At 70.0% G+C, this 22,992-nt stretch carries 22 protein-coding genes; 9 read left to right on the top strand and 13 right to left on the bottom strand.

Annotation, left to right across the window (positions count from 1 at the left end):
- Positions 1-122 precede the first annotated feature (122 nt).
- From VGZ32_RS13040 to rfbA, 3 genes are read right to left on the bottom strand one after another with little or no spacing between them, the layout of a single operon-like run.
- A complete protein-coding gene (locus VGZ32_RS13040) occupies positions 123-422 on the bottom strand; it encodes a hypothetical protein (protein WP_326886244.1) in 300 nt (99 codons plus the stop codon).
- Between the two features lie 11 nt (positions 423-433).
- Positions 434-1,072 carry a dTDP-4-dehydrorhamnose 3,5-epimerase gene (gene rfbC / locus VGZ32_RS13035; protein ID WP_349263586.1) on the bottom strand — a complete coding sequence of 213 codons (639 nt, stop codon included), beginning with the start codon at positions 1,070-1,072 and terminating at the stop codon, positions 434-436.
- A gap of 6 nt (positions 1,073-1,078) precedes the next feature.
- Positions 1,079-1,951 (bottom strand): glucose-1-phosphate thymidylyltransferase RfbA, encoded by an 873-nt coding sequence (rfbA, locus tag VGZ32_RS13030; protein ID WP_326886243.1) that lies wholly within the window; start codon positions 1,949-1,951, stop codon positions 1,079-1,081.
- 89 nt (positions 1,952-2,040) lie between these two features.
- Here rfbA and rfbB point away from each other — a divergent pair, with 89 nt between their 5' ends.
- Positions 2,041-3,024: a dTDP-glucose 4,6-dehydratase gene (gene rfbB, locus VGZ32_RS13025; protein WP_326886242.1), complete on the top strand. Its 984-nt coding sequence runs from the start codon at positions 2,041-2,043 to the stop codon at positions 3,022-3,024.
- Entirely contained in the window at positions 3,025-3,882 is an 858-nt protein-coding gene (gene rfbD, locus VGZ32_RS13020) for a dTDP-4-dehydrorhamnose reductase (RefSeq protein ID WP_326886241.1), read from the top strand.
- Here rfbD and VGZ32_RS13015 read toward each other — a convergent pair.
- Positions 3,879-5,063 (bottom strand): acyltransferase, encoded by a 1,185-nt coding sequence (locus VGZ32_RS13015; protein WP_326886240.1) that lies wholly within the window; start codon positions 5,061-5,063, stop codon positions 3,879-3,881. The genes rfbD and VGZ32_RS13015 overlap by 4 nt on opposite strands.
- 304 nt (positions 5,064-5,367) lie before the next feature.
- Here VGZ32_RS13015 and VGZ32_RS13010 point away from each other — a divergent pair, with 304 nt between their 5' ends.
- Positions 5,368-6,990, top strand: a complete 1,623-nt coding sequence (locus tag VGZ32_RS13010; RefSeq protein ID WP_326886239.1) for a hypothetical protein — start codon at positions 5,368-5,370, stop codon at positions 6,988-6,990.
- Positions 6,991-7,060: 70 nt separating this feature from the next.
- On the opposite strand, the gene glf is transcribed toward VGZ32_RS13010, so the two are convergent.
- From glf to VGZ32_RS12980, 6 genes are all read right to left on the bottom strand, one after another.
- Positions 7,061-8,242, bottom strand: a complete 1,182-nt coding sequence (glf, locus tag VGZ32_RS13005; protein WP_326886238.1) for a UDP-galactopyranose mutase — start codon at positions 8,240-8,242, stop codon at positions 7,061-7,063.
- A gap of 40 nt (positions 8,243-8,282) precedes the next feature.
- Positions 8,283-9,182, bottom strand: a complete 900-nt coding sequence (locus VGZ32_RS13000; protein WP_349263587.1) for a glycosyltransferase family 2 protein — start codon at positions 9,180-9,182, stop codon at positions 8,283-8,285.
- A gap of 14 nt (positions 9,183-9,196) precedes the next feature.
- Positions 9,197-9,658 carry a DUF2304 domain-containing protein gene (locus VGZ32_RS12995; protein WP_326886236.1) on the bottom strand — a complete coding sequence of 154 codons (462 nt, stop codon included), beginning with the start codon at positions 9,656-9,658 and terminating at the stop codon, positions 9,197-9,199.
- Positions 9,655-10,344 carry a glycosyltransferase family 2 protein gene (locus VGZ32_RS12990; protein ID WP_326886234.1) on the bottom strand — a complete coding sequence of 230 codons (690 nt, stop codon included), beginning with the start codon at positions 10,342-10,344 and terminating at the stop codon, positions 9,655-9,657. Before VGZ32_RS12990 ends, VGZ32_RS12995 begins: the two co-directional genes overlap by 4 nt.
- 14 nt (positions 10,345-10,358) lie before the next feature.
- Complete coding sequence (locus VGZ32_RS12985) at positions 10,359-12,410, bottom strand: hypothetical protein (protein ID WP_326886233.1); 2,052 nt, start codon at positions 12,408-12,410, stop codon at positions 10,359-10,361.
- A gap of 108 nt (positions 12,411-12,518) precedes the next feature.
- Positions 12,519-13,892 (bottom strand): hypothetical protein, encoded by a 1,374-nt coding sequence (locus VGZ32_RS12980; RefSeq protein WP_326886232.1) that lies wholly within the window; start codon positions 13,890-13,892, stop codon positions 12,519-12,521.
- 131 nt (positions 13,893-14,023) lie between these two features.
- On the opposite strand from VGZ32_RS12980, the gene VGZ32_RS12975 reads away from it, so the two are divergent.
- Entirely contained in the window at positions 14,024-16,048 is a 2,025-nt protein-coding gene (locus tag VGZ32_RS12975; protein ID WP_326886231.1) for a hypothetical protein, read from the top strand.
- Between the two features lie 106 nt (positions 16,049-16,154).
- On the opposite strand, the gene mca is transcribed toward VGZ32_RS12975, so the two are convergent.
- Positions 16,155-17,030, bottom strand: coding sequence for a mycothiol conjugate amidase Mca (gene mca, locus VGZ32_RS12970; protein WP_326886229.1), 876 nt, complete (start codon positions 17,028-17,030; stop codon positions 16,155-16,157).
- Positions 17,031-17,408: 378 nt separating this feature from the next.
- Here mca and VGZ32_RS12965 point away from each other — a divergent pair, with 378 nt between their 5' ends.
- A complete protein-coding gene (locus tag VGZ32_RS12965) occupies positions 17,409-17,789 on the top strand; it encodes a DUF4307 domain-containing protein (RefSeq protein ID WP_326886228.1) in 381 nt (126 codons plus the stop codon).
- Between the two features lie 167 nt (positions 17,790-17,956).
- Positions 17,957-18,454 (top strand): transcription elongation factor GreA, encoded by a 498-nt coding sequence (greA, locus tag VGZ32_RS12960; protein WP_326886227.1) that lies wholly within the window; start codon positions 17,957-17,959, stop codon positions 18,452-18,454.
- A gap of 64 nt (positions 18,455-18,518) precedes the next feature.
- On the opposite strand, the gene VGZ32_RS12955 is transcribed toward greA, so the two are convergent.
- Together VGZ32_RS12955 and VGZ32_RS12950 are read right to left on the bottom strand one after the other, a co-directional pair.
- Complete coding sequence (locus tag VGZ32_RS12955; RefSeq protein ID WP_326886226.1) at positions 18,519-19,139, bottom strand: response regulator transcription factor; 621 nt, start codon at positions 19,137-19,139, stop codon at positions 18,519-18,521.
- The gene (locus VGZ32_RS12950; protein WP_326886225.1) at positions 19,129-19,818 is read right to left on the bottom strand and encodes a sensor histidine kinase; all 690 of its coding nucleotides are present in this window, start codon (positions 19,816-19,818) and stop codon (positions 19,129-19,131) included. The genes VGZ32_RS12955 and VGZ32_RS12950 overlap by 11 nt, the downstream gene beginning before the upstream one ends.
- A 24-nt stretch (positions 19,819-19,842) precedes the next feature.
- Between VGZ32_RS12950 and VGZ32_RS12945 the strand changes: the two genes are divergently transcribed.
- The 3 genes from VGZ32_RS12945 to VGZ32_RS12935 form a co-directional block, all read left to right on the top strand.
- Positions 19,843-20,697 carry a sensor histidine kinase gene (locus VGZ32_RS12945; RefSeq protein WP_326886224.1) on the top strand — a complete coding sequence of 285 codons (855 nt, stop codon included), beginning with the start codon at positions 19,843-19,845 and terminating at the stop codon, positions 20,695-20,697.
- Entirely contained in the window at positions 20,687-21,328 is a 642-nt protein-coding gene (locus VGZ32_RS12940; RefSeq protein ID WP_326886223.1) for a response regulator transcription factor, read from the top strand. The genes VGZ32_RS12945 and VGZ32_RS12940 overlap by 11 nt, the downstream gene beginning before the upstream one ends.
- A gap of 26 nt (positions 21,329-21,354) precedes the next feature.
- Positions 21,355-22,992: S41 family peptidase (locus VGZ32_RS12935; protein WP_326886222.1), on the top strand; the 1,638-nt coding region annotated here is incomplete at its 3' end.

Raw genomic sequence — 22,992 nt, 5'->3', positions numbered from 1 at the left:
CCGCCGCCCCGCCGCACGCCCGCCTCACCGCACGACCAATATGACGACCGGTCGTCTTAAACTTCAGATGGCCGCAGGCACGGCGGCGCAGAGCCGACGGGCGGGGCCGCTCCGGAACGGCCTCAGCGCGCGCCGTTAGTGGCAGGGTTGCCTGAGGGAGACCTCTCCGACTTATCCGAGACCTGGTCGACCTCGTCGTCCGACTTCGACTTCCCGCCCTCGCCTGCCTCCTCCGCGGCCGCGGCTTCAGCCGCCTCCTCCGCGGCGCGGTGGCCGACGTCCAGCTTGCGCAGATGCTTGGCCATCGACCGGGCCAGGAACCAGGTGATCAGGCCGATGATCACCACGATGATGAAGCCGAGCAGACCGGGCGAGACCTGGTTCGGGTCGAGCGAGGCGGCCAGCGGGTGAATGGTGCTCACCAGATCCGGGGTCATCGAGTGCGGCTTTCCGTCGGGGGGCTTGCGGCCAGGTGCGCCGCGTCGAGCCCGGCCGTGTACGCCGTGCAACGGGCGTAGTCGGGCAGGAGGCCGGCGCCGCGCGCCTCGGCCAGGGAGGGGGCGGCGGCGTCCCGGTCGGACAGCACCGGGGCGTCGGTCGGCCACTCGATCCCAAGGGTGGGGTCGAGCGGGTTGATCGCCCGCTCGCCGACCGGGTTGTAGGTCTGTGAGCAGACGTAGGACAGTGTCGCATCCTCGGTCAGCGCGACGAACCCGTGCCCCAGCCCTTCGGCCACGTAGAGCGCGTGGCGGTCCTCGTCGTCCAGCGGGACGAACTCCCATCGCCCGAACGTCGGCGACCCGACCCGGACGTCCACGATCACGTCCAGCACCGCGCCACGCACACACGTCACGTATTTCGCCTGGCCAGGCGGCACATCCGCGTAGTGGATCCCGCGCACCACGTCCTTCGCGGACACCGACAGGTTGGCCTGGGCGAACCGGAGCGGGTGGCCGACGACCTCAGCGAGGCGGTCGAAGCGGTACCACTCCAGGAACTGGCCGCGCGCATCGCCGTGCACCTGCGGGGCGATCACCCAGGCGCCGCCGATCGAAAGCGGAGTCATCTTCACCGGCGGTCACACGCCCTCTTCGTCCAGCAGGCCGAGCAGATACGTCCCGTATCCGCTCTTGACCAGCGGTTCGGCCAGCTCGCGCAGCCGGTCCGGGGCGAGGAACCCGGCGCGCCAGGCGGCCTCCTCGACGCAGCCTATCTTGAGCCCCTGCCGCTCCTCGATGACTCGTACATACTCCGCGGCCTGCACCATCGACGCGAAGGTGCCGGTGTCCAGCCAGACGGTACCGCGGTCGAGCTTCTCCACCGCCAGCTCTCCCGCCTCCAGGTACGCGGCGTTGACCGCGGTGATCTCCAGCTCACCGCGGGCGCTGGGCTTAAGCGACTTCGCGATCTCGACGACGCGGTTGTCGTAGAAGTACAGGCCGGGGACGGCGTAACGGGACTTGGGCGTGGCGGGCTTCTCCTCGATCGAGACCGCCCGGCCCGAATCGTCGAACTCGATCACGCCATAGGCGCCCGGATCCGCGACCGGGTAAGCGAAGACCAGGCCGCCCTTGACGCCGGTGTGCTCGCGCAACTGCCGCCCGAGGCCGACGCCGTGGAAGATGTTGTCGCCGAGGATCATCGCCACCGAACCGTCGCCGATGAACTCCTCACCCAGCAGGAACGCCTGGGCCAGGCCGTCCGGGCTGGGCTGCGTGGTGTAGTCGAGCCGGAGCCCGAACTGCGAGCCGTCCCCCAGCAGCCGCTGGAACGCCGGCTGGTCCTCCGGCGTGGTGATGATCAGGATCTCCCGGATTCCCGCCATCACGAGTGTGGACAGCGGATAGTAAATCATCGGTTTGTCGAACACCGGCATCAGTTGCTTCGAGATGGCTTTGGTGATCGGCCAGAGCCGAGAGCCGGTCCCACCCGCCAGCAGAATTCCCCTCACCGGGACAGGCTATCCGGGCTTCCCCGCCCCGACACCGGCTTCCCCATTCCGGCACCACGGCGCACGGGCGCACATTAGACTCTCGAGGTGTGAAGATCCTGGTCACCGGGGGCGCCGGATTCATTGGTTCCGAGTACGTCCGATCTCTTCTGGCGGGAACACTGCCGGGCGGACCCGGCCACACGGTGACCGTCTACGACTGTCTTTCGTATTCGGGAAACCTCGCCAACCTGGAACCAGTCGCCCGCCATCGCGGATATTCATTCGTGCGCGGCGACATCAACGACGCGGACCTGCTCCACGAGGTGCTGCCCGGCCACGACGCGGTCGTCCACTTCGCGGCCGAGTCGCACGTCGACCGCTCGATCGACGGCGCGCGGCCGTTCGTCCTGGCCAACGTCCTAGGCACGCAGACGCTGCTCGACGCCACGCGGCGGGCCGGCGTCGGACGCTTCCTGCATGTGTCGACGGATGAGGTCTACGGCTCGATCGAATCCGGCTCGTGGGACGAGCGGTGGCCGTTGACGCCGAACTCGCCGTACTCGGCGTCGAAGGCCGGCTCGGACCTGCTCGTCCTGGCCTACCACCGCACGCACGGACTCGACGCGGTGATCACCCGCTGCTCGAACAACTACGGGCACTACCAGTTCCCCGAGAAGGTGATCCCGCTGTTCGTGACGCGACTGCTCGACGGCGGCCGGGTCCCGCTCTACGGGGACGGCGGGAATGTGCGCGACTGGCTGCACGTCTCGGACCACTGCGCGGGCATCCACCTGGCGCTCACCGGCGGCCGGGCCGGAGAGGTCTACAACATCGGCGGCGGCGCCGAGATGACGAACAAGGAGCTGACCGGGCGGCTGCTGGAAGCCTGCGGCGCTGACTGGAGCAGCGTGGACAACGTGCCCGACCGCAAGGGGCACGACCGGCGCTACTCACTCGACATCGCGAAGATCTCCACCGAACTCGGATACGCGCCCAAGGTCTCCTTCGACGAAGGGCTGGCGGAGACGGTCGCCTGGTATCAGGACAACCGCGCCTGGTGGGAACCGCTGGCCAAGAAGTCGGCCCTCTAGGTGGCCCGCTGGCTCGTCACCGGCGCGGCGGGAATGCTGGGCCGGGAGGCCGACCAGATCCTGCGCGCGGCCGGACACGAGGTCGAGGCCTGCGACCGGAACCGGTTGGACGTGACCGACGCGCGCGCGGTGCATGACGCTGTGCGCGGCTGCGACATCGTGGTCAATGCCGCGGCGTGGACCGACGTCGACGGCGCGGAGAAAAACGAGGCCGACGCGACCGCGCTGAACGGCACCGCAGTCGAGAACCTCGCCACTGCCTGCGCCGAGTCACACGCGCTGCTTCTCCACATCTCCACCGACTACGTCTTCCCCGGCACGGCGCGCGCGCCGATCCCCGAAGATGCGCCGCCGGAGCCGATCAACGCGTACGGCCGCAGCAAACTCGCCGGCGAAAGCGCGGTCACCCGCATGCTGCCGCGCGGCGGCTACATCGTGCGCACCGCCTGGCTCTACGGCGAGCACGGCCGGAACTTCGTCACGACCATCCTGCGCGCCGCCGAGCAGCGGGATTTCCTCGACGTCGTGGACGACCAGCGGGGCCAGCCAACCTCGGCGGGTGCGCTCGCGGCGGCCCTGCTCGCCCTCGGCCTATCGGCGATGGCCGAGGGCGCACCCCCTGGCGTCTACCACGCGACCTGCCGCGGCGAGACCACCTGGTACGGCCTGGCCCGCGCGGCGTTCGAGCTGACCGGGCTGGACCCCGACCGGGTGCGGCCGACGACCACGGACAAGTTCCCCCGCCCCGCCCCACGCCCCGCGTACAGCGTTCTCAGGCACGACCGGTGGGAGGCCGCCGGGCTGCCCCCGCTTCCCGCGTGGCAGGACAGCCTTGCCGCGTTCCTCAGTGCCGGCTAGGCGTTCGCGGCTGGGGCCTCGTGCATCGCGGCCAGCGACTTGTTGATGCCCTTACGCAGCCAGCGACTGCCCGGCTTCTCGACGAGACGGTGGACCAGCCAGGAGAACACCAGCATCGCCGCGTAGAGGCCGAGGACGAGCGGCCAGGGCGCGATCTTGTCGTGCAGGTACTTGATCGCCGTGAACCCGATGTCCTGGTGCAGCAGGTAAAGCGGGTACGTCAGCGCCCCGGCGGTGATGAGGAAGCGCCACCGGATCCAGTCCAGCTTGTGCGTCGCGACCAGCGACATGATCACGTAGAAGGTGATCAGGATCGCGGTGCCGTGCCACATCGGGTCGTGCCAGTTCCAGGCCTTGGCGCCGGTCACCGCGTCGTTGTACAGGCCGTGCTGGCCGAGCAGGAAGGAGAAGACGACCAGCCCCCACAGCAGCATCGTGGGGCCGAACTTGTACATGAGGAAGAACGCCACACCCGAGATGAAGAACGGCGAGTAGTGCGGCTGGACCGCGGCGTTCAGCAGCGAGTCGCCGCTCGCCGCCGCGATCAGCGACGCCACCGTCCACGCGCAGCAGAACAGCACGACGCGGCGGTAGGTCAGCCCCATGGCGACCACGATGCCGAACAGCAGGTAGAAGAGCAGTTCCTGCCAGAGCGTCCAGTAGACGGCGTCCAAATTGCCGACCCCGTACGCGGTCTGGGCCATGGTCAGGTTCGTCATCAGGTCGCTGGCGAACCCGGAGCGCGGCTTGGCGCCGAGGGACGGCAGGAAGACCAGCACCCCGGCGCTGACCAGGACACCGAACCAGTAGGCCGGGAACAGCCGGGCCACCCGCGACAGGCCGAACTGCCCGAGCGACCTGCCCCACGCGCTCATGCAGATGACGAAGCCGCTGATCAGGAAGAACAGCTCGACGCCCATCCAGCCCCAGGCGGCGAAGCTGTGCGTGAGACCCGGGAACTGCTGCTCGCCGAGCTTCCCCCAGGGCTTGACCGTCGGACCGTAGGGCACGTAGATGATGCCCGTTCCCAGCCAGTGCCCGGCCACCACCATCGTCGCGGCCACGAGACGCAGCCCGTCGAGGACGAGCAGGCGCGGAGCGTGCTTCTTCGGGCTGCTCGGCGGCGTCGAGGCCTGCGGCGCTTCGCGGGCGATCTGTCCTGGGACGGCTACAGCGGCCATGCGGCGGTTCCATCTCCTGCCCGAGGAAATCCGTCCGCTACAGAGCACGCCTGGCGGACGTCATCAGCAAGGGCGGCTGATAATCTCGTGAGCCGCCGAGCATCGGACCTTACCAGCCGGAGCCCCGGCGGCGTGACCGCACTAGGGTGCGTACAGCCAGTTATTACGATTCCGCAACATGGCCGGAGGCCCGCCGCGGCTGCCGCAACCAGCGCGCGATACGTACGCGTCTGGCTGTAGTCACGGCTCGACGGCTTGGCCGTCCTCGAGATATCGGGTCTCCCACACGTTCAGATGGGCACTGATGGAAACAACCGAACTCCCGGCGCAGCGACAGGCTCCGGCGCCCGAGCCGCAGAACGGGACGACGCCGCCGGGTGATCGCCGCCAGTGGCTGCGCCGCTTCGGCCCGCCCGCGCTGGAGGTGGGCGTCTCGCTCGCCGCGGCGGCCTGGATGCTGCTGTCCACGGTCACGATCCACCACTTCGCGCCGCTCAACCGGATCAGCCAGGTCAGCGGGCTGGCCGCGCTTCAGGTCCGGTTCTATGCGGTCGCGCTGATCGCCGTGACGGCGCTGCTGCTGGTGCGGCTGCCGCGGTTCGCCCACCTGTCCGACCGGGTCCGGCCGCTCGCCTTCGCGACGCTGCCCGGCCTGCTGTCGGGCTTCGTCGGCGCGGGGGTCCTGCTCGCCCTGCGCGGCGTGCCGCTGCCGCTCAACGGGGTCAGCGGCGACGCGGGCGACATGGAGCGCTGGGTCCTGATGCTCAAGAACGGCCAGTCGACCCACGCGGGCTACCCGCCGCTCTATCCCCGCCTCGTCTGGTTCGTCACCTTCCTGACGCACGGCAACGTCTTCACGGCGTACAAGTACTCCGAGATCGTGACCACCGCGCTGCTCGGGCCGGCCGCCTACCTCGCCTGGCGGCTGGTGACCCGGCCCGCCTGGGCGATGGCGATCGCGCTGGTGGCCACGGCGGTGCTGGTCGAGCCGTACAAGAGCTACGAGCCGCTGGTGCTGGCCATCTTCGTGCCGCTGGTCATCCGGGTGCTGCGCTACCTGCCGACGACCGCCGACCGGTCGTATCGCACGGTGCTCGTGGCAGGACTGCTGTGGGGCCTGGTCTTCGGCGAGATCTTCATCCTGTTCTCCGGCTGGTACTACTGGGCCGCGATCGGCATCGCGGTGTGCGGCGCGCTCAAGTTCCCGTGGCGCGCGTGGCGCAAGGGTGCCGCGTTCGTCGGCGCGACCGCGGTCGGCTTCCTGATCCCGGCCTACGACCTGCTGATGGGTCTGCTGCACGATCCACCGGACCCGTACTTCTTCTTCGGCACCTCGCAGGACCCGGCGTATATCTCCATCTGGATCACCGACATGCCCGGCCAGAAGCTCGTCAACGGAGTCTGGCCGCCGCCCGGCGAGCTCGGCGGCGTCGGGGTCTTCACCGCGATCATCATCATCGGGCTCGGTGTCGCGCTCGCGCTGGGGCTCAAGCGCACCCCGGTGATGGTCGCCGCGTCCTTCATCGGCGGTGCGTGGCTGATCCGGTTCCACCTCGCCTCAGAGATGTACCGGGACCATCTCGTGCGGTACTGGCCGCGGGCCAGCCAGATGATCCTCTACTGCCTGCTCATCCTGACCGTGTACGCGATCAAACTGACCGCCGAGCGCGCCAGGCCGATGCTCGCCGCGCTCCGCGAGCGGGCGGCTGATAGCGGGGTCAGCGGTTCGGGAGCGGCGGCCGTCGCGCCGGCGGCCGCGTGGGCGGTCGGCCTGTTCGCCGCGGCGATCCTGTTCACCGGCATGGCCGGGTCGGCGTCCGCGGACAAGTTCATGCCGAAGAACGACGGCTCGCCGGGCCAATTGGCCTGGAACGCCCACTTCTCCCACGCGAACGACCTCGTCACCGACATCCACACCGGGCCCTGACACCGCCCGGGGAGACGAAGGGCCCTGCCGGTTCTCCCGGCAGGGCCCTCTCTCATCTCTCGCCGAGCGGCTAGTCCTGCGCCATGCCCGCATTCAGCTCGGCGCCCTGCTCGAAGTACGGCACGAGGCGGTTGTCCACGAGGGTGAGCGCAGACGCGATGGCCATATGCATGTCAAGGTATTTGTAGGTGCCGAGCCGGCCGCCGAACAACACCCCGGCCTCGTCGCGGGCGCGCTCCCGGTAGGCGGCGAGCTTCTCGCGGTCGGCGGGCGTGTTGATCGGGTAGTACGGCTCGTCCCCGCGCTGCGCGAAGCGGGAGTATTCGCGCACGACGACCGTGCGGTCCTTCACGTAGTCGCGTTCCGGGTGGAAGTGCCGGAACTCGTGGATGCGGGTGTAGGGGACGTCCTCGTCGGCGTAGTTCATCACGGAGGTGCCCTGGAAGTCGCCGACCTCCAGAACCTCCTGCTCGAAGTCGAGCGTGCGCCAGCCGAGCTCACCCTCGGCGTAGTCGAAGTACCGGTCGATCGGACCGGTGTAGACGATCGGGACGCCGCGCGGCAGCGTCTCGCGCACGTCGAAGAAGTCGGTGTTCAGCCGCACGTCGATCAGCTCGTGCTCGGCCATCCGCTCAAGCCAGGCGGTGTATCCGTCGACCGGCAGGCCTTCGAAGGTGTCGTTGAAGTAGCGGTTGTCGAAGGTGTAGCGCACCGGCAGCCGGGTGATCACGTCCGCCGGCAGGTCGCGCGGGTCGGTCTGCCACTGCTTCTTGGTGTAGCCGCGGATGAAGGCCTCGTAGAGCGACCGCCCGATCAGCGAGATCGCCTTCTCCTCGAGGTTGGCCGCCTGGTCCGCGTCGATCTCCTTGGCCTCGGCGGCTATCAGCTCGCGCGCCTCGTCCGGGGTGAGGTACCGCCCGAAGTAGCTGCAGATGGTGCCGAGGTTCACCGGCAGCGGGTACACCCGGCCCTGGAACACGCTCCAGACGGTGTGCCGGTACGAGGTGAACTCGGTGAACTGGCGCACGTAGTCCCAGACCCGCCGGTTCGAGGTGTGGAACAGGTGGGCGCCGTATCTGTGCACTTCGATGCCGGTGGTCGGCTCGGGCTCTGAGTAGGCGTTGCCCCCGATGTGCGGGCGCCGGTCGAGCACCAGCACGCGCTTGCCGAGCCGGCTCGCGACCTGCTCGGCGACGGTGAGGCCGTAGAAGCCGGAGCCCACGACGATGAGGTCGTACTCGGTGGTGGTCATGTGCAGTTCTGGCCGTTCTTGGTGAGGGCGCGGTCAGCGGTCAGTGGTCAGCGGGCGACGAGGGGCGGGCCGGGCCGAAGGCGTGGCGCGACAGGTTGCGCACGCCGCTCATCTGGCGCTTGCGCAGCGCGGCCGGCAGGTAGGTCGCGGCGTTGAGCCGCGAGGACAGGTGCAGTTCGGCGGCGCGCGCGGCGCGGTTCCAGCCCAGCCCGCGCACCTGCGCGGCGGCGCCCAGGAAGTAGTCGCGCTCCTCGATGAAGCGGGTGCCTTCCAGCGCCCGCCACGACGAGTCGCTCGCCGAGTGACGCCGGTAGGAGAAGCACAGCTGCGAGTCGACGACGAGGCTTTCGCCCCGGCAGATCAGGTCGATCACCAGCGCCAGGTCCTGCACGACGTTGAGTCCGTCGCGGAAGCCGACCTCGACCATCGCGTCGCGGCGGAAGCAGAGCGACGGGAAGTACAGCCAGTTGCTGCGCAGCAGGCTGGCCGCGATCGGCTCGCCGGTGAACTCCTGGCGGCCGGTGACCTTCGGCATGTAGAGGCGCTGCTTGGCGGTGTCGACGAGCGTCTTGACCACGGTGCCGTGCTCGTCGATGACCTGGACGCCGGGCTGGATCACCGCCGCGCGGGGGAACTGCCGGTGCACGTCGAGGACGGTCTCGACGTAGTTGGGCAGCATGATGTCGTCCGCGCCCATGACCACGACCAGTTCGCGGTCGGCGAGGCCGACGCACTTGCGGTAGTTGCCGTTGGCGCCCAGGTTCTTCTCGTTGCGCTCGTAGCGCACCCGGGAATCGCCGAGGCCCGCGAAGTAGCCGGGGATCGAGTCGTCCGGATATCCGTCGTCGACGACGGTGAGCCGCCACTCCGGGCTGCTCTGGGCCAGGATGCTCTCCACGGTGAGCCGCATGAGCGCGGGGTCGCCGTAGAACGGCAGCATGATGTCCAGAGTCGTCACGTGGAACTTCCGATCGCTGAGGCCGAGGTCGAGGCGCTGTTCATCGAGGCGGTGTTCATCGAAGCCGGGCCGGCCGGGGTGTCGCCGCCGTCGCGGCTTTCGGGCACGGTCGCCAGGCGGGTGTCGATCGGCGGCTCGGCCGCGCCCTGGATGGCGATGGTGCGGGCGAGGTCGGTGAAGCGCCGCTCGAGCGCGCGGAACCGCAGGTAGGTGTTCACCGTGAAGAAGGCGAACGCGATCACCAGCAGGTAGAGCACGAGGTCCGCGCCGCGGCCGACGCCGACGTGCTTGGCGACCCAGGTCACGTCGTTCGGCCGGAGGATCGCGTAGGCGTTGCCGAGCACGAACAGGACGAAGCCGACCCGCTTGGCCGCCTGTCCGCGGACCGTGTGGGCGCGGCCCACGAAGACCGCGAACAGCAGGATGAGCGCGCCGATGAGGATGACCTGGATGATCATGAAGCGCTCCGCTGCCGCACCGAGAGGTCGAAGACGATGTTCACGCCGTTGACGAGCGACTGGCCCTTGGACTTGGAGTAGTCGGTGTAGAGCACGGTCACCGGCAGCTCCGTCACCCGCAGCCCGGAGCGGGACAGGAAGCTGACGATCTCCGAAGCGTGCGCCATCCCGTTCATGGTGATCCGCAGGCGCGTCGCGGCGGTGCGGTTGAACGCGCGCAGACCGTTGTGCGCGTCGGTCAGCCTGAGCCGGCGGGCGGTCGGGCTGAGCAGCACGACGGTCTTGAGCACGAGGCGCTTGATCCAGGGCACGTCCTCGGAGCCCTCGAGGAACCTCGAGCCGAGCGCCACGTCCGCGCCGCCCGTGCGGACCGCCTCGACCAGGCGCTGCGCGTCCTCGACCCGGTGCTGCCCGTCGGCGTCGAAGGTGACGAAGTACTCCGCGCCCGGCTGGCGCAGGGCGAAGGTGAGGCCGGTCTGCAGCGCGGCGCCCTGCCCGAGGTTCACCGGGTGCGTCACCACGTGCGCGCCGGCCAGCAGGGCCTCGCGCCCGGAGTCGTCGCGGCTGCCGTCGTCCACGCACACGATGTTCGGGAACACCTGCCGGGCCTGGCGCACTACGTCGCCGATGACGGGTTCCTCGTTGTAGAGGGGGACGACGAGCCAGACCGACTCGTTTGCTTCCACGGTCCATCCTTCGGTCACGACGGGGGCACCAGCCCGTCCATCTGCACTGGGGTCCACTGCCGCGCCGCCACGTCGGTGTAGGCGACAAGCTCCTCGTATACCGCCTGGTTGCGCACGACGACACGCGTCCCGTCGGGCATCATGTCGAGGTAATTGATGAGGTTGGTGAACTCGTCCCGCTGCGCCTGGCTGAGCTGGCCGTTCGGGCCGGCCGGTCTGAACGTGCCGAGCCCCGGGAACCGCCAGAACTGGTCGACGTTGAGTTCGCCCATGTCGTGGTTGAGCGCGCCGAGGAACATACCCATGTGCCGGTTGTCCTCGCCGACGTCCGAGTACAGCAGGACCGTCGGAACGCCGTCGCCGAACTTGTAGGTGCGGGAGTAGACGTCGAGCGGCGGCGCGTAGGGCGAGAGGATGTAGCCGGCCTTCCAGATCGCGGCCCAGCTCGTGCCGGGCGTCGGGCCGTTCACGGCGTCGCCGTTGGGCTTCGTGTAGGGCAGCACCGCGCCCACCGCGATCGCGATCGCCGCCACCGCCAGCGCATACGGAGCGCTCGTGAGGGTCCGGCGCCGCCACGACGGGCTCCACTTCGGCCCGACCGCGACGAGGCGCACGCACACGCCGAACCCGACGAGCAGCAGCGCCCAGTAGCCGTCGAGCATCTTGCCCACGTAGTAGCCCACGTCGCCGATCGTGGCGAGCCGGTAGGCCGCGAGCAGCGAGACAGCCGCGCCGATCGCGAGAGTCCCCCCGCCGACCACGAGCGTGATCGGGCGCCGGCGGCCCGGCGCGGACCAGGTGGCGAGGAACAGCAAGCCGGTGAAGGCGAGCGCGAGATCGTAGGAGATCTTCACCGAGAGGCCGCCGGCGGTGAAGAGCTGGTTGACCGACACCGAGCCGGTCGACGCGATCACGTAGGGCGTCACCGAAAGCACGCCGACGACGAACGCGATCGGCACCAGCGCGCGCCAGTGTGGCAGCAGGCGCTTGCGATAGATGACCACCGCTGCCAAGACGATCAGGCCGACGTGGATCACGTACAGCGTGTAGCACCAGGCGACGAGCACGATCAGTATCGAGGCGAGGAAAACGTGCTCCCGCAGCGACTTCGGCGGCCGGGCCAGCACGGCGGCCGCGACCGCGAGCGCCGCGAGGCCCATCATCTCGCCGTCGAAGCCCTGCCAGAACAGCGCCGAGAGCTGGCCGTACGCGACCAGGCCGGCGACCGTCGCCACCACCGCGAGCCGCCGCCAGCCCGCCGTGGGACCGGCGACCCAGCGCGCCGCCCACGCCAGGGCGAAGGTCAGGATGGCCATGTCGAGCGTCTCGTAGCGGTAGTACCGCATGTACTCGCCGACGGCGGGGCCGGGATTGGTCGTGGACCGCAGGAAGATGTCGACGAGTGCCCAGAGGTAGTGCGACCCCTCCGGGTACACGAAGTTCATGCCGTCGGCCGCGATCTTGCCCGAGGCGTTCTCGTTGATGAAGCCGTACTGGCCGAGGCGGTGGATCGCGTCGAACAGCGAGAAGTGGTTGAACAGGTCCGCGCGCGCCGAGGTGTACGGCAGGGTCTTGATGAAGTTCGCGCCGGCCACCGGAGCGTGCATGATCCGGTACGACGCGGCGGCGAACGCGACGAGCACCGCGTCGGTCCCGTAGAGGCGGAACGTGAGGCGCGGGCGGCGTCCGCTGAATTCCCCGGCGATGGCGAGTACCGAGAGCGAGAAGCCGCCGACCGCCGCCGGCGACAGGCCCCACGGCCACACCGAGAACAGCAGGCCGGCCACGATGAGTGCGCCGGCCACGGTCGCGGCGGCGATCACGAGGCGGTCGACGAGTCCGCCGCCGGTCCGCAGCAACGAGGCGGTGCCGACCACGAGCAGCACGGGGATCAGCAGCGCGGCGTGCACGACGGTCGCACCCACGGCGATCACCCACGCGGCGACGACGAGGCCGGCCGGCCGGATCAGGCGGCGGCTCGCGAAGGAAGCAACGCGCGGCGGCGGGGTGCGGTCCGACATGCCGTCGGGCCGTTCCGCTCGCTGAGCCGTCTCTAGCCCGGCCACGACGAACCCCTCCCGCGGCGACCCCTGGTGGCCGCCCTTCGACTCCCGGCGCGGACAACGGCGCACCGCGGAGTCACCCGATCATTCTTCATGTGTGGAGATCATCATCTACTGGGCCGGCAGCTTCATGAGGCCTTCAGACTCCGCCTGGCTGACGCGCTCCGACCCCGATTCGGTTGCCCCGCGCCGAGCGAGCGGGCGTAACCCTACCGCCATGACGCTGAGCACGGAAATGCCCCCGCCGAGCGATGCCCAGATGCCCGCGGTGACCGGGGCGATGGGCATGGCCAGCAGCGTACCGGTGACAGCGGTTCCCGAGACCCAGGCCGCGGTCACCCAACGGTGCCGGCCGAGACCGATGAGCGCCGGCTGGACGACGTTGGCGAGCAGCAGGAGCAGGCTGCCCACGGCCAGTGCGGCGAGCCGGGTGCCGGAAAAGCCGATGTGCACCGCGAAGAACGCGCGCAGGACCCACGGTCCGGCGAGCGCGCTCGCCGCCACGCCCGCCAGGCCGAGCCCGCCGACCGCCGCGCCCATCACGGCCAAGCGTCGCCGGATGGCCCCGAGATCCCGGCGCACCGCGGCGGCCGAGAACACCGGCAGCAGCATCGCCTGGATCGGGCCGCCGAGCAGCAGGGGGATCCGCACGAGTACACAGGCTTGGGCGAACGCCGTGGCGAGTGCGGGATCGGCGGGCAGCCGCGAGCTGACTGCGAGCGGCGCCAAGTTCGCGACGGTTTGCGTGAGCAGACCCGCGACGACCAGCATCGCCAGGCCTTCGGAGCTGCGCGCTCCGGGTTCGGGCCGAGCGGACTGCGGTGCGGTGGAGGCGGCGGGGTCGAGTGCCGGTACGAGTCCGCGCTTCAGCAGCACGGCCACGCCGGCGGCTGCGGCGAACAGCTGGCCAAGCGCGAAGATGAAGCCATAGGCGCCGGGTGACGAATATCCCGCCGCGGCGATCGCGATCGTCGGGACGAGGCGCGCGCATCCCTCGACGGCGAGTGTCAGCGCGTAACCGCCGAATTGCCGAGTGCCACCGAGTAGACCTCTGACGACGTACACGGCATATGCGGAAAGCGCGCCGACCACGGTGGCGGCCAGAAGCTCCCAGTGGCCGCGGAGGGTGCGGGACTCCAGCGGCAGGGCGAAAGCCCCCAGGAACAGCACCGCGATACCTAGCAGGACGGCGCCCTGACGCAACGAACGGCGTAGAACCGTGCGCACGCCGCTCGCGCCCTCGTCACCGGCCAGGGCGGCGCTCACGGCCCGGTTGGTCTCCTGCTCGAGCCCGATGAACAAGCCCAGGCTGACCGTGTTCACCAGGAAATACAGCGAGGCGACCGCAGCCGCGTCGGACGAGGCGTGCAGCGTCCGCGCCGAGACCGCCAGGAAGGCATAGCCCGACGCCCCGACGATGACCATCCCGCCGACCAGACGCGGTGTCGTGCCGCGCCAGACAGCGCCGATTCGGGGTTTACGCACGCGTAGAGAGTAGCCGCCCGGACGCTTAGACTGTCGCAGCCGACCGAGGGGGTTGGGCACTTGATCAACACGAGGTGCGATGGCCTATGGGATCGCTGGTGCAGTCACGCTGGGCACGGACCCTCAGCGCGGTGCCTCGTCAGCGCACCGTCGTCGAGACCGGGACAGCCTCGATAACTGCACCGCGCCGCGATCTCCGTAAGCTCGCGATCCTCACCGTGGCGGCCTGGATCCTGGTCGTCGCCGCGAACGCGCTCCGCGCCGACATCGTCGTCCTGCTGGTGATCGTCTACGCCACCGGCGGTCTGCTCCGGATCGGCGGCACGGTGCTCGACCGGCTCATGATCACCGTCGGTATGCTGGCCGGGGCCGCGATCGCGGCCGGCATTCTGTTCTCGCTGTGGCCGTTCGGCCTCGACCCGCGCGCGGTCGGTGGCGTGGCACTGACGGTGCTCATCGCGCTTCGGGCGTGGACGGGCAGGCGGGTGCGGTGGCCGCGGCGGCTGCTCGGCAGCGACGCGATTCTGCTCGCGGCCGCGGCGGCGGGCACGTACGTCGCGTACGGGCCGGCGCGGCTCGGTGGGTCGACGCACCAGTTGGCGTACGCCGCGCTGACCGGCGACCGGCTGCGGCACTTCAGCCTCTTCGACACGATCCACCGGGTCGGTGGATACACGTTCTTACTCCAGGGCAAGTCGCGGCAGCTGGTCGATCCCGGGATGATCGCGCTGTATCCGCCCGGGCAGCACTACCTCTACGCCTTGTTCGACATCTTCGTCACCTCGCACACGAACCCCGGCAACCCGGTCAGCGAACTGCTGCGCTACAACCTGTACGCGTGCGCCGGCTACGGCTTCTTCGTCCTCTGCGTCGCGTGGGCGGCGCGCTGGACGGCCGGGCCCGCGCTCGCCGGATGGCGCCGCGCGCTGCTGACGGCGGCCATCACGGTGTTCCTGACCACCGGCGTGCTGACGACCGCGATCTGGTGCGGCTGGGACCCGCAGGTCTTCGGGATGGGGCTGCTCGCCCTGCTCGCCGCGTGCGCGTTCCGCCCGCCGTCCGGTCCGCGCACGTACGTCCTGATGCTCGCCGCGCTGACCGTGGGCGTGTTCCTGACGTACGACCTGTTCGCACCGTTCGCCGCGATGCTCGTGGTGGTCTCCGCGGTCGTCTACCGCGACCGGTGGCTGCCGCGGTGGCGCTTCGCCGCGGTGACGGCCGCCGTGGCGGTCCCGATCGCCGCCGCCGAGATCATCGCGGCGCAGCTGGCCGGTCTGCACTCGGCGCAGGCGGCGCTGACGGCCGGTTTCACCGTCGCGATGACGAAGGAGAGCCTCGCGGTCATCGCGCTGCTGGGGGTGGCCGGATTCGCGGTGCGGCGGGCGCGGCGGCGGCCGTCCGCGGTGGCGGCGCTGGCCGGGATGGTGCTGTGCGGCGGCGGAGTGCTGGCCTTCTGGGCTTATCAGCACTCGACCATCGGGGGCACCACTTATTACTACGAGAAGGCGGTCCAGGCCTGGGTCGTGGTCGCGCTCGTGGGAGTGGGCACCGCCGGGCATCTGCTGCGGGTGCCGAAGATCCGGGTGCCGGAGCGCGGGCTCGCCGGCGCCACGGTGGGCTGCTGCGCGCTGTTGGCCGCGGTACTCGCCACGGACAGCGTTGCCTACGGTCCGCTGGCCTTCGACTACGGCAAGATGAAGCCGGGCTCGCACACCTCGTGGGCGCGGGTGTGGATGAGCGGGCAGTACATCTACCCGGTCACCCAGTTCGCCCTGAGCGAGCTGCGCGCGCAGCGTCTGCTCGGCGACGGGAAGCCGACCCTGGTGCTGTGGGACGACTACGCCGAGGGCGATGTGAACCTGTCGCTCACCCTCGCGGTGCTGAACCACGACGCCGGGCTGATCTCGAACCCGGTCTACGGCCTGATCAACGCGCCCAACCTGGCCACCGCGGGCGAGAGCAGACCGTGGACCGCGCAGCAGACCGCGAGCCTTCAGATCCTCGAGCAGCTGATCGCGGCCTCTCCGGCCCCACTTCGGGTCATCGTCTCCAGCACGCCTCTCGCGCAGCGGCTGAACGGCTGGGCAGCCGCGAACCCGAGCAGCCGGCTCTCCGTGCTTCTGCTGCCCAACCTGCCGGGCGAGCTCACTCCGTGAGCTTTCCCCGTCAACCTCGAAGGGCAGTTGAACACGGTGAGGTCGTGAGGCCGAGGCCGGCCTCACGACCTCCTCCGTCAACTCAGAAGGCTTAGACGGCCGCCATTTAGACGACCACGGTCTCGCTCACGCCCGCGAACAGGTCGTCCTCGGGCAGCGTGGTGTCCACCAGCGAGCGCGCCAGCTCGTAGTCCTCGGTGGGCCAGACCTCCCGCTGGATCTCCAACGGCACGGAGAACCAGGGGCCGTCGGGGTCGATCTGGGTGGCGTGGGCGAGCAGCGCGCGGTCGCGGGTCTCGAAGTAGTCGCCGCAGGGCACCCGTGTGGTGATCTTGCGCTCCGGGTGGTCGCCCCAGTTCTCGATCCAGCCCGCGTACGGCGACTCGAGGCCACGGGCCAGCAACGCCTCGTGCATCGCGATGACGCGCGCCTTGGTGAAGGACTGGTTGTAGTAGAGCTTCAGCGGCTGCCACGCCTCGCCCGCGTCCGGGTAGCGGTCCGGGTCCCCCGCGGTGTCGAAAGCCTCGACGGAGACCCGGTGGCACTGGACGTGGTCGGGGTGCGGGTAACCGCCGTTCTCGTCGTACGTGGTGACCACGTGGGGCCGGAACTCGCGCATCAGCCGCACCAAGGGCTCGGCGGCCACGGTGACGTCCTGGAGCGCGAAACAGCCGTCGGGCAGCGGTGGCGGCGGGTCTCCCTCGGGCAGGCCGGAGTCGATGAAGCCGAGCCAGGCCTGGTCGACGCCGAGGATCTGGCGCGCGGCCTCCATCTCGGCCTTGCGGATCTCCCGGATGTTCGCGGCGACCGCGGGATCGTTCTTCAACCGCGGGTTGAGCACGTCGCCGCGCTCGCCCCCGGTGCACGTGACGACGAGCACGGACACGCCCTCCGCGACGTACCGGGCCATCGTCGCCGCGCCCTTAGACGACTCGTCGTCGGGGTGGGCATGTACTGCCATCAGCCGCAGCTGCTGGTCCACGGACGATTCTCCTCATCTTGAGCGCTTTTGCGTCGATCTCCTGATGGCGAAAACAACAACAGCCTCTATAGTGGCGGACGACCGCGTCGAACGGCCAAACCTGCGTTGTTCGACCTCTAGCGGTAACAACCCACACCGCGACGGTCTTCCATCACTCCCGGCACAACCGAGGAACACATGACGGACAACACAGAATCGACTCCGCCTATCAAGCCCTATCGGCTACAGCCACCGGCTGACATCTCGGACATCTCAGAACCAATCGAGCCGGAGTTCGCGTCACAGAGGACACAGCCGCCGCTCGCGACGCGCCCGGCCTTCCTGACGGCCCCGGCGGGCTCGGGAACCGCCGGCACGAACGGGACATCCCTGGCCGCCATGACGAATCCGCAGGACCGGTACGGTACGCGCCGGGGCATGTCGCGCGGCCGGAAGATCGGACTCGCCGTCGTCGGGCTCGCGATACTCGGCGGCGTGGCCGGCTACATCGGCTGGGAGCAGTCGCATCCGGCGATCCAGGGCACGGTGCTGAAGTTCACCGCGCAGACCGACTCGGTCGCGGTGACCTTCGAGGTGGACAAGGCCGCGGACAAGACGGCCAGCTGCACGCTCGAGGCGCTCGACACGCGCGGGAGCGTGGTCGGCAGCGTGGCGGTGCAGATTCCGGCGGGCCGGGGGACGAATGTGATGAGCTATACGCTTTCCACCACCTCCCAGGCCAACACCGTCGAGGTCTCCTCCTGCACGATCACGTCCTGAGCGGCGCACTCACCCCGACAGCACAGCAGCCTGACGCCTCCACCGGGCGCGATCGTCCTTCGCGTACGCGGTGTCGATTGTCGGCGGCCCTTGGTAGCCTCGTAGTTTCGCGGGTACCACGTACGGGTGGCGCCCGACCGACCGGCTTGAAACTACGAGGAGCAGCCGTGACCCAGACCAGCGACAACGTCACCTGGCTCACTCAGGAGGCGTACGACCGGCTGAAAGCCGAGCTGGAATACCTCCAGGGTCCGGGCCGCACCGACATCGCGAAGAAGATCGAGGCCGCCCGCGAGGAGGGCGACCTGCGGGAGAACGGCGGATACCACGCCGCGAAGGAGGAGCAGGGCAAGCAGGAGGCGCGCATCTTGCAGCTGCGCCATCTGCTGGAGAACGCCCAGGTCGGCACGGCGCCGACGGTCTCCGGCGTGGCCGCGCCCGGCATGGTGGTCAAGGTCGCCTTCGACGGTGACGACGCCGACACGCTGGAGTTCCTGCTCGGGTCGCGCGAGGACGCCGGAGCCGCGACCGAGGTCTATTCGCCGCAGTCGCCCCTCGGCTCCGCGATCAACGGCCGGAAGGTCGGCGAGAGCAGCGAGTACGAGCTGCCGAACGGGAAGACGATGGCGGTCAAGCTGCTGTCCGCCGAGCCGTACCAGCACTGATACATCAGAAAACTGATCTGATTCGGTGCCCTGATTCAGCCCGTCGCGGCGCGACCGGGCGCGGTCACAGCCAGCCCTTCTCCTGGGCGATGCGGACTGCCTCGGCCCGGTTGCGCGCGCCGGTCTTCTGGATACAGGCGGACAGGTAGTTGCGCACGGTGCCCTCGGACAGGCTGAGTTTGGCCGCGATCTCCGAGTTGACCGAGCCGTCGGCCGACGCCGCGAGGACGTCGCGCTCCCGGCCGGTCAGGGGGTTGATTCCGTCGGCCAGCGCGGCGGCGGCCAGGTCCGGGTCGATGACCCGCTCGCCGTTCAGCACGCGGCGGATGGTCTGCGTGAGCTTGTCGGCCGGGGAGTCCTTGACCAGGAACGCGGAGACCCCGGACTCCATGGCGCGACGCAGGAAACCCGGCCGGCCGAACGTGGTCAGGATCACGATCTTGATGCCGGGAAGGATCTTCTTCAGCTCGGCGGCGGCGGCCAGCCCGTCCAGGCCGGGCATCTCGATGTCGAGCACGGCCACGTCCGGCTCGGTGTCCTGGGCCGCCTTGACCACCTCGTCGCCCCGGCCGACCTGGGCCACGACCTCCATGTCGCCCTCGAACGTCAGCAGGGCGGCCAGCGCCTCCCTGATCATGACCTGATCCTCGGCCAGCAGCAGCCGGACCGGTGCCTCATGCGTCATAGTGGTCCACCGGAACCGTGGCGGTGAGCTTGAAGCCGTGGCCCCCTCGACTACCGGGGCCGGGTTCGGCCGTGCCGAGCGACAGGCGGCCGCCTTCGGCCGACAGCCGTTCCGACATGCCGTGCAGGCCGGCGCCCTGGGGCGCGTCCGGCTCCTGGCCGCTGGGTCCGTGGCCGTCGTCACTGATCTCGAGGGACAGTTCACCGGGGTGCTGGACCAGGCGGATCCGGCAGTTCCTGGCGCCGGAATGCCTGATCACGTTCGTCACCGCCTCGCGCAAGCACCAGGCCAGCACCGCCTCGGCTTCGGCGTCGAACGTGCCAGAACGCAGCGTCAGTTCCGGGTCGTCGTCCAGCCTGATGTCGGCCGCCTCCAGCGCGTTCCTGGCCGTGATCGCCTCGATGGCCAGCGTCGGGCGGCGGTAGCCGGAGACCGCCTCCCTGATGTCGTGCAGCGTCTGCCGGCTGACCAGGCCGATGTCGCCGAGGTCACCGAGCGCCGCGTCGCGCTCCGCCGAGGCGGGCAGCCTGCTCAGCCGCTTGGCGGCCAGGTCCGACTTGAGCGTGATCACCGACAGCGACTGGCCGGTCAGGTCGTGCATGTCCCGGGCCAGCCGGAGCCGCTCCTCGTTGGCGGCCAGCTTCGCGACCGTCTCGCGGGCCTGGGCGAGCTCGCGCATGACGACGCGTCGGATTTTCTCGTCGTGCTGCTGCCCGTGCTGCTCATCGGCGTGGCCATGATCGGCTTCCGGCAGCAGATGGAGCTCATGCACGAACTGGCCCAGGCGCGCGAGACGGTCGCCAAGCTGGCCACCAACGAGGAACGGCTCCGGCTGGCCCGGGACATGCACGACCTGACCGGTCAGTCCCTGTCGGTAATCACGCTGAAGTCGGAGCTGGCCGCCAAGCGGCTGTCCAGGCTGCCGGCCACACAAGAACGCGACACGGTACTCGGCGACCTCGGCGACATCGGCCGGGTCAGCCGGCAGACGCTGCACGACATCCGGGAGGCGGTCAGCGGTTACCGCCGCCCCACGCTCGCGATCGAGGTCATCACCGCGCGGAACGCGCTGGACGCGACCGGCATCCGGCTCGACGACGACCCCGGGCTGACGCTGCGCTCAGGCACGTTCGACGCCGAAGCCGAGGCCGTGCTGGCCTGGTGCCTGCGCGAGGCGGTAACCAACGTGATCCGGCACTCCGGCGCGAAGAACTGCCGGATCCGCCTGACCGAACACCCCGGAGAGCTCTCCCTCGAGGTCTCCGACGACGGCCACGGCCTCAACCACCCGCCAACAAGCCCGCAAGCAAGCCCGCCAACAAGCCCGCAAACGAGCCTGCCAACAAGCCCGCAAGCAAGCCCGCCAGCAAACCCGCAAACGAGCCCGCCAACAAGCCCGCAAACGGACCTGCGGGCCGGCAAGGGATCCGGCCTGCACGGCATGTCCGAACGCCTGTCCGCCGAAGGCGGCCGCCTGTCCCTCGGCGCGGCCGATCCCACCCGCGGCCGGGGCTTCAAGCTGACCGCGACGGTCCCGGTGGACCACTATGACGCCTGACCCCGCGGCTCAAGACGGCCAGGCCCCGGTCCGGCTGCTGCTTGCCGAGGACCAGGTGATGATCCGGGAGGCGCTGGCCGCGCTGCTCTCGTTCGAGGGCGACATGGAGATCGTGGCCCAGGTCGGCCGCGGCGACGAGGTGCTCAAGGCGGCGCAGGACACCCGCCCGGACGTGGCCGTGCTGGACATCGAGATGCCCGGGCTGGACGGGCTGGCCGCCGCCGCCGAGCTGAAGAAGATCCTCCCCGGCACCAAGATCGTCATCTTGACCACGTTCGGCCGTCCCGGCTTCCTGCGCCGCGCGATGGAGTCGGGTGTCTCCGCGTTCCTGGTCAAGGACTCCCCGGCCGACAAGCTGACCCAGACCATCCGCCGGGTCCTGGCCGGCGAGCGGGTCATCGACCCGGACCTGGCCGCCGCCGCCCTGGCCGACGGGCTCAACCCGCTCACCCCGCGCGAGCGGGACGTCCTGGCGGCCTCCGCGGACGGCGGCACCATCGCCGAGATCGCCCGCCAGCTGTACCTGTCCGAGGGGACGGTGCGGAACTACCTGTCCGCCTGCATCCAGAAGACCGGTGCCCGCAACCGCGCCGAGGCGCTCCACATCGCATCCGAACGCGGATGGCTGTAAACCACCCAGACCATAAGATGAACTGCGTGACTTCCGCTGGTTATCTTCGGTATCCGCATGTTCACGGTGAGCTTCTCGTCTTCGTCGCAGAAGACGACGTATGGCTCGCACCCGCCGAGGGGGGCCGCGCCTGGCGGCTGTCCGCCGACGCCGCCCAGGTCAGCTACCCGCGGTTCTCCCCGGACGGGACCGCGGTCGCCTGGACCAGCTGGCGGGACGGCCAGCCCGAGGTCTTCACCGCCGATCCCGAGGGCGCCGACCAGGGCCGCCTCACCTACTGGGGGGACAACCGGACCCGGGTGACCGGCTGGACCCAGACCGGCGAGGTCCTGGCCGTCAGCGCCGCCGGGCAGCCGGAGAACCAGTACTCCTGGGCCTACGCGGTCCCGCTGCACGGCGCGCCGCCCCGGCGGTTGCCGTTCGGCCCGGTCAGCGACCTCGCCCTCGAAACCGCCGGGACCGCGCTGCTGACCGGCCGGAACAACAACGATCTGGCCCACTGGAAGCGTTACCGGGGCGGCACCGCGGGCAAGCTCTGGATCGCCACCGGCGATGACCCCTTGTTCACCCGGATCCTGACCGACCTGAACACCCAGCTCGGCAGCCCGATGCTGATCGCCGGCCGGCTGTTCTTCCTGTCCGACCACGAGGGCACCGGCAACATCTACTCCTGCGCCCTGGACGGCACCGACCTGGCCCGGCACACCGACCACGACGGCCGGTACGCCCGGAACCCCAGCACCGACGGGCACCGCATCGTCTACCACGTCGCGGGCGACCTCTGGATGCTGGACGGCCCCGAGGCCGCCGGGCCGCACCCGGTCGAGATCACCCTCGGCTCCCCGTCCGCGGCCCGCGCCCCCCGGCTCGTCACCGCCCGCGATCACCTGGGCAGCCTGGACTGCGACCAGACCGGGCAGGCCAGCGTGGTCGAGGTGCGCGGCACGGTGCACTGGCTGACCCACAAGGACGGACCGGCCCGCGCGCTGCACGTGAACCCGGACGCCCGGGCCCGGCTGCCCCGGGTGCTCGGTGAGACCGGCCAGGTGGTCTGGGTCACCGACGCCGCCGGTCCCCAAACCCCGGACGCGCTCGAGGTCGTGTCCGTGACCGGTGAACCACGCTCCGTTCGGCTTACCGAAGGTCTTGGCGGCACGGTCACCAGCCTGGCCGCTTCCCCGGACGGGGCTACGGTCGCGGCCGCCCTCCACGACGGCCGGCTGCTGGCCGTCGACGTAGCATCCGGCCAGGTGACCGAGCTGCCCGCGTCCGACAACGGGCCGGTCGAGGGGCTGTCCTTCTCGCCCGACTCGGCCTGGCTGGCCTGGTCCCATCCCGGGCCGTGGCCGCTGCGCCGCCTGTACATGGCCCGCCCCGCCGCCGCAGGCGGCCAAGGCAGCCCCGCCGCCGCAGGCGGCCAAGGCAGCAGAGCGGATCACGAGATCGTGGAGGTGACCGACGGCCGGTTCTCCGACACCGATCCGGTGTTCACCGCCGACGGGCTGTACCTGGCCTTCTTGTCGCAGCGCAGCTTCGACCCGGTCTACGACGCGCAGTCCTTCGACCTGTCGTTCCCGTACGGCAGCCGCCCCTACCTGGTCACCCTCGACGCGCAGACCCCCTCGCCGTTCGGGCCCCTGCCTGGTGGCCGTCCGGTGAGCCAG

Origin of the sequence: Actinocrinis sp. (genome assembly GCF_035938995.1) — a bacterium.
Taxonomy (GTDB): domain Bacteria; phylum Actinomycetota; class Actinomycetes; order Streptomycetales; family Catenulisporaceae; genus DASZGI01.
The sequence above is the reverse complement of the archived record's forward strand: the minus strand, read 5'-3'. Positions and strand labels throughout refer to the sequence as shown.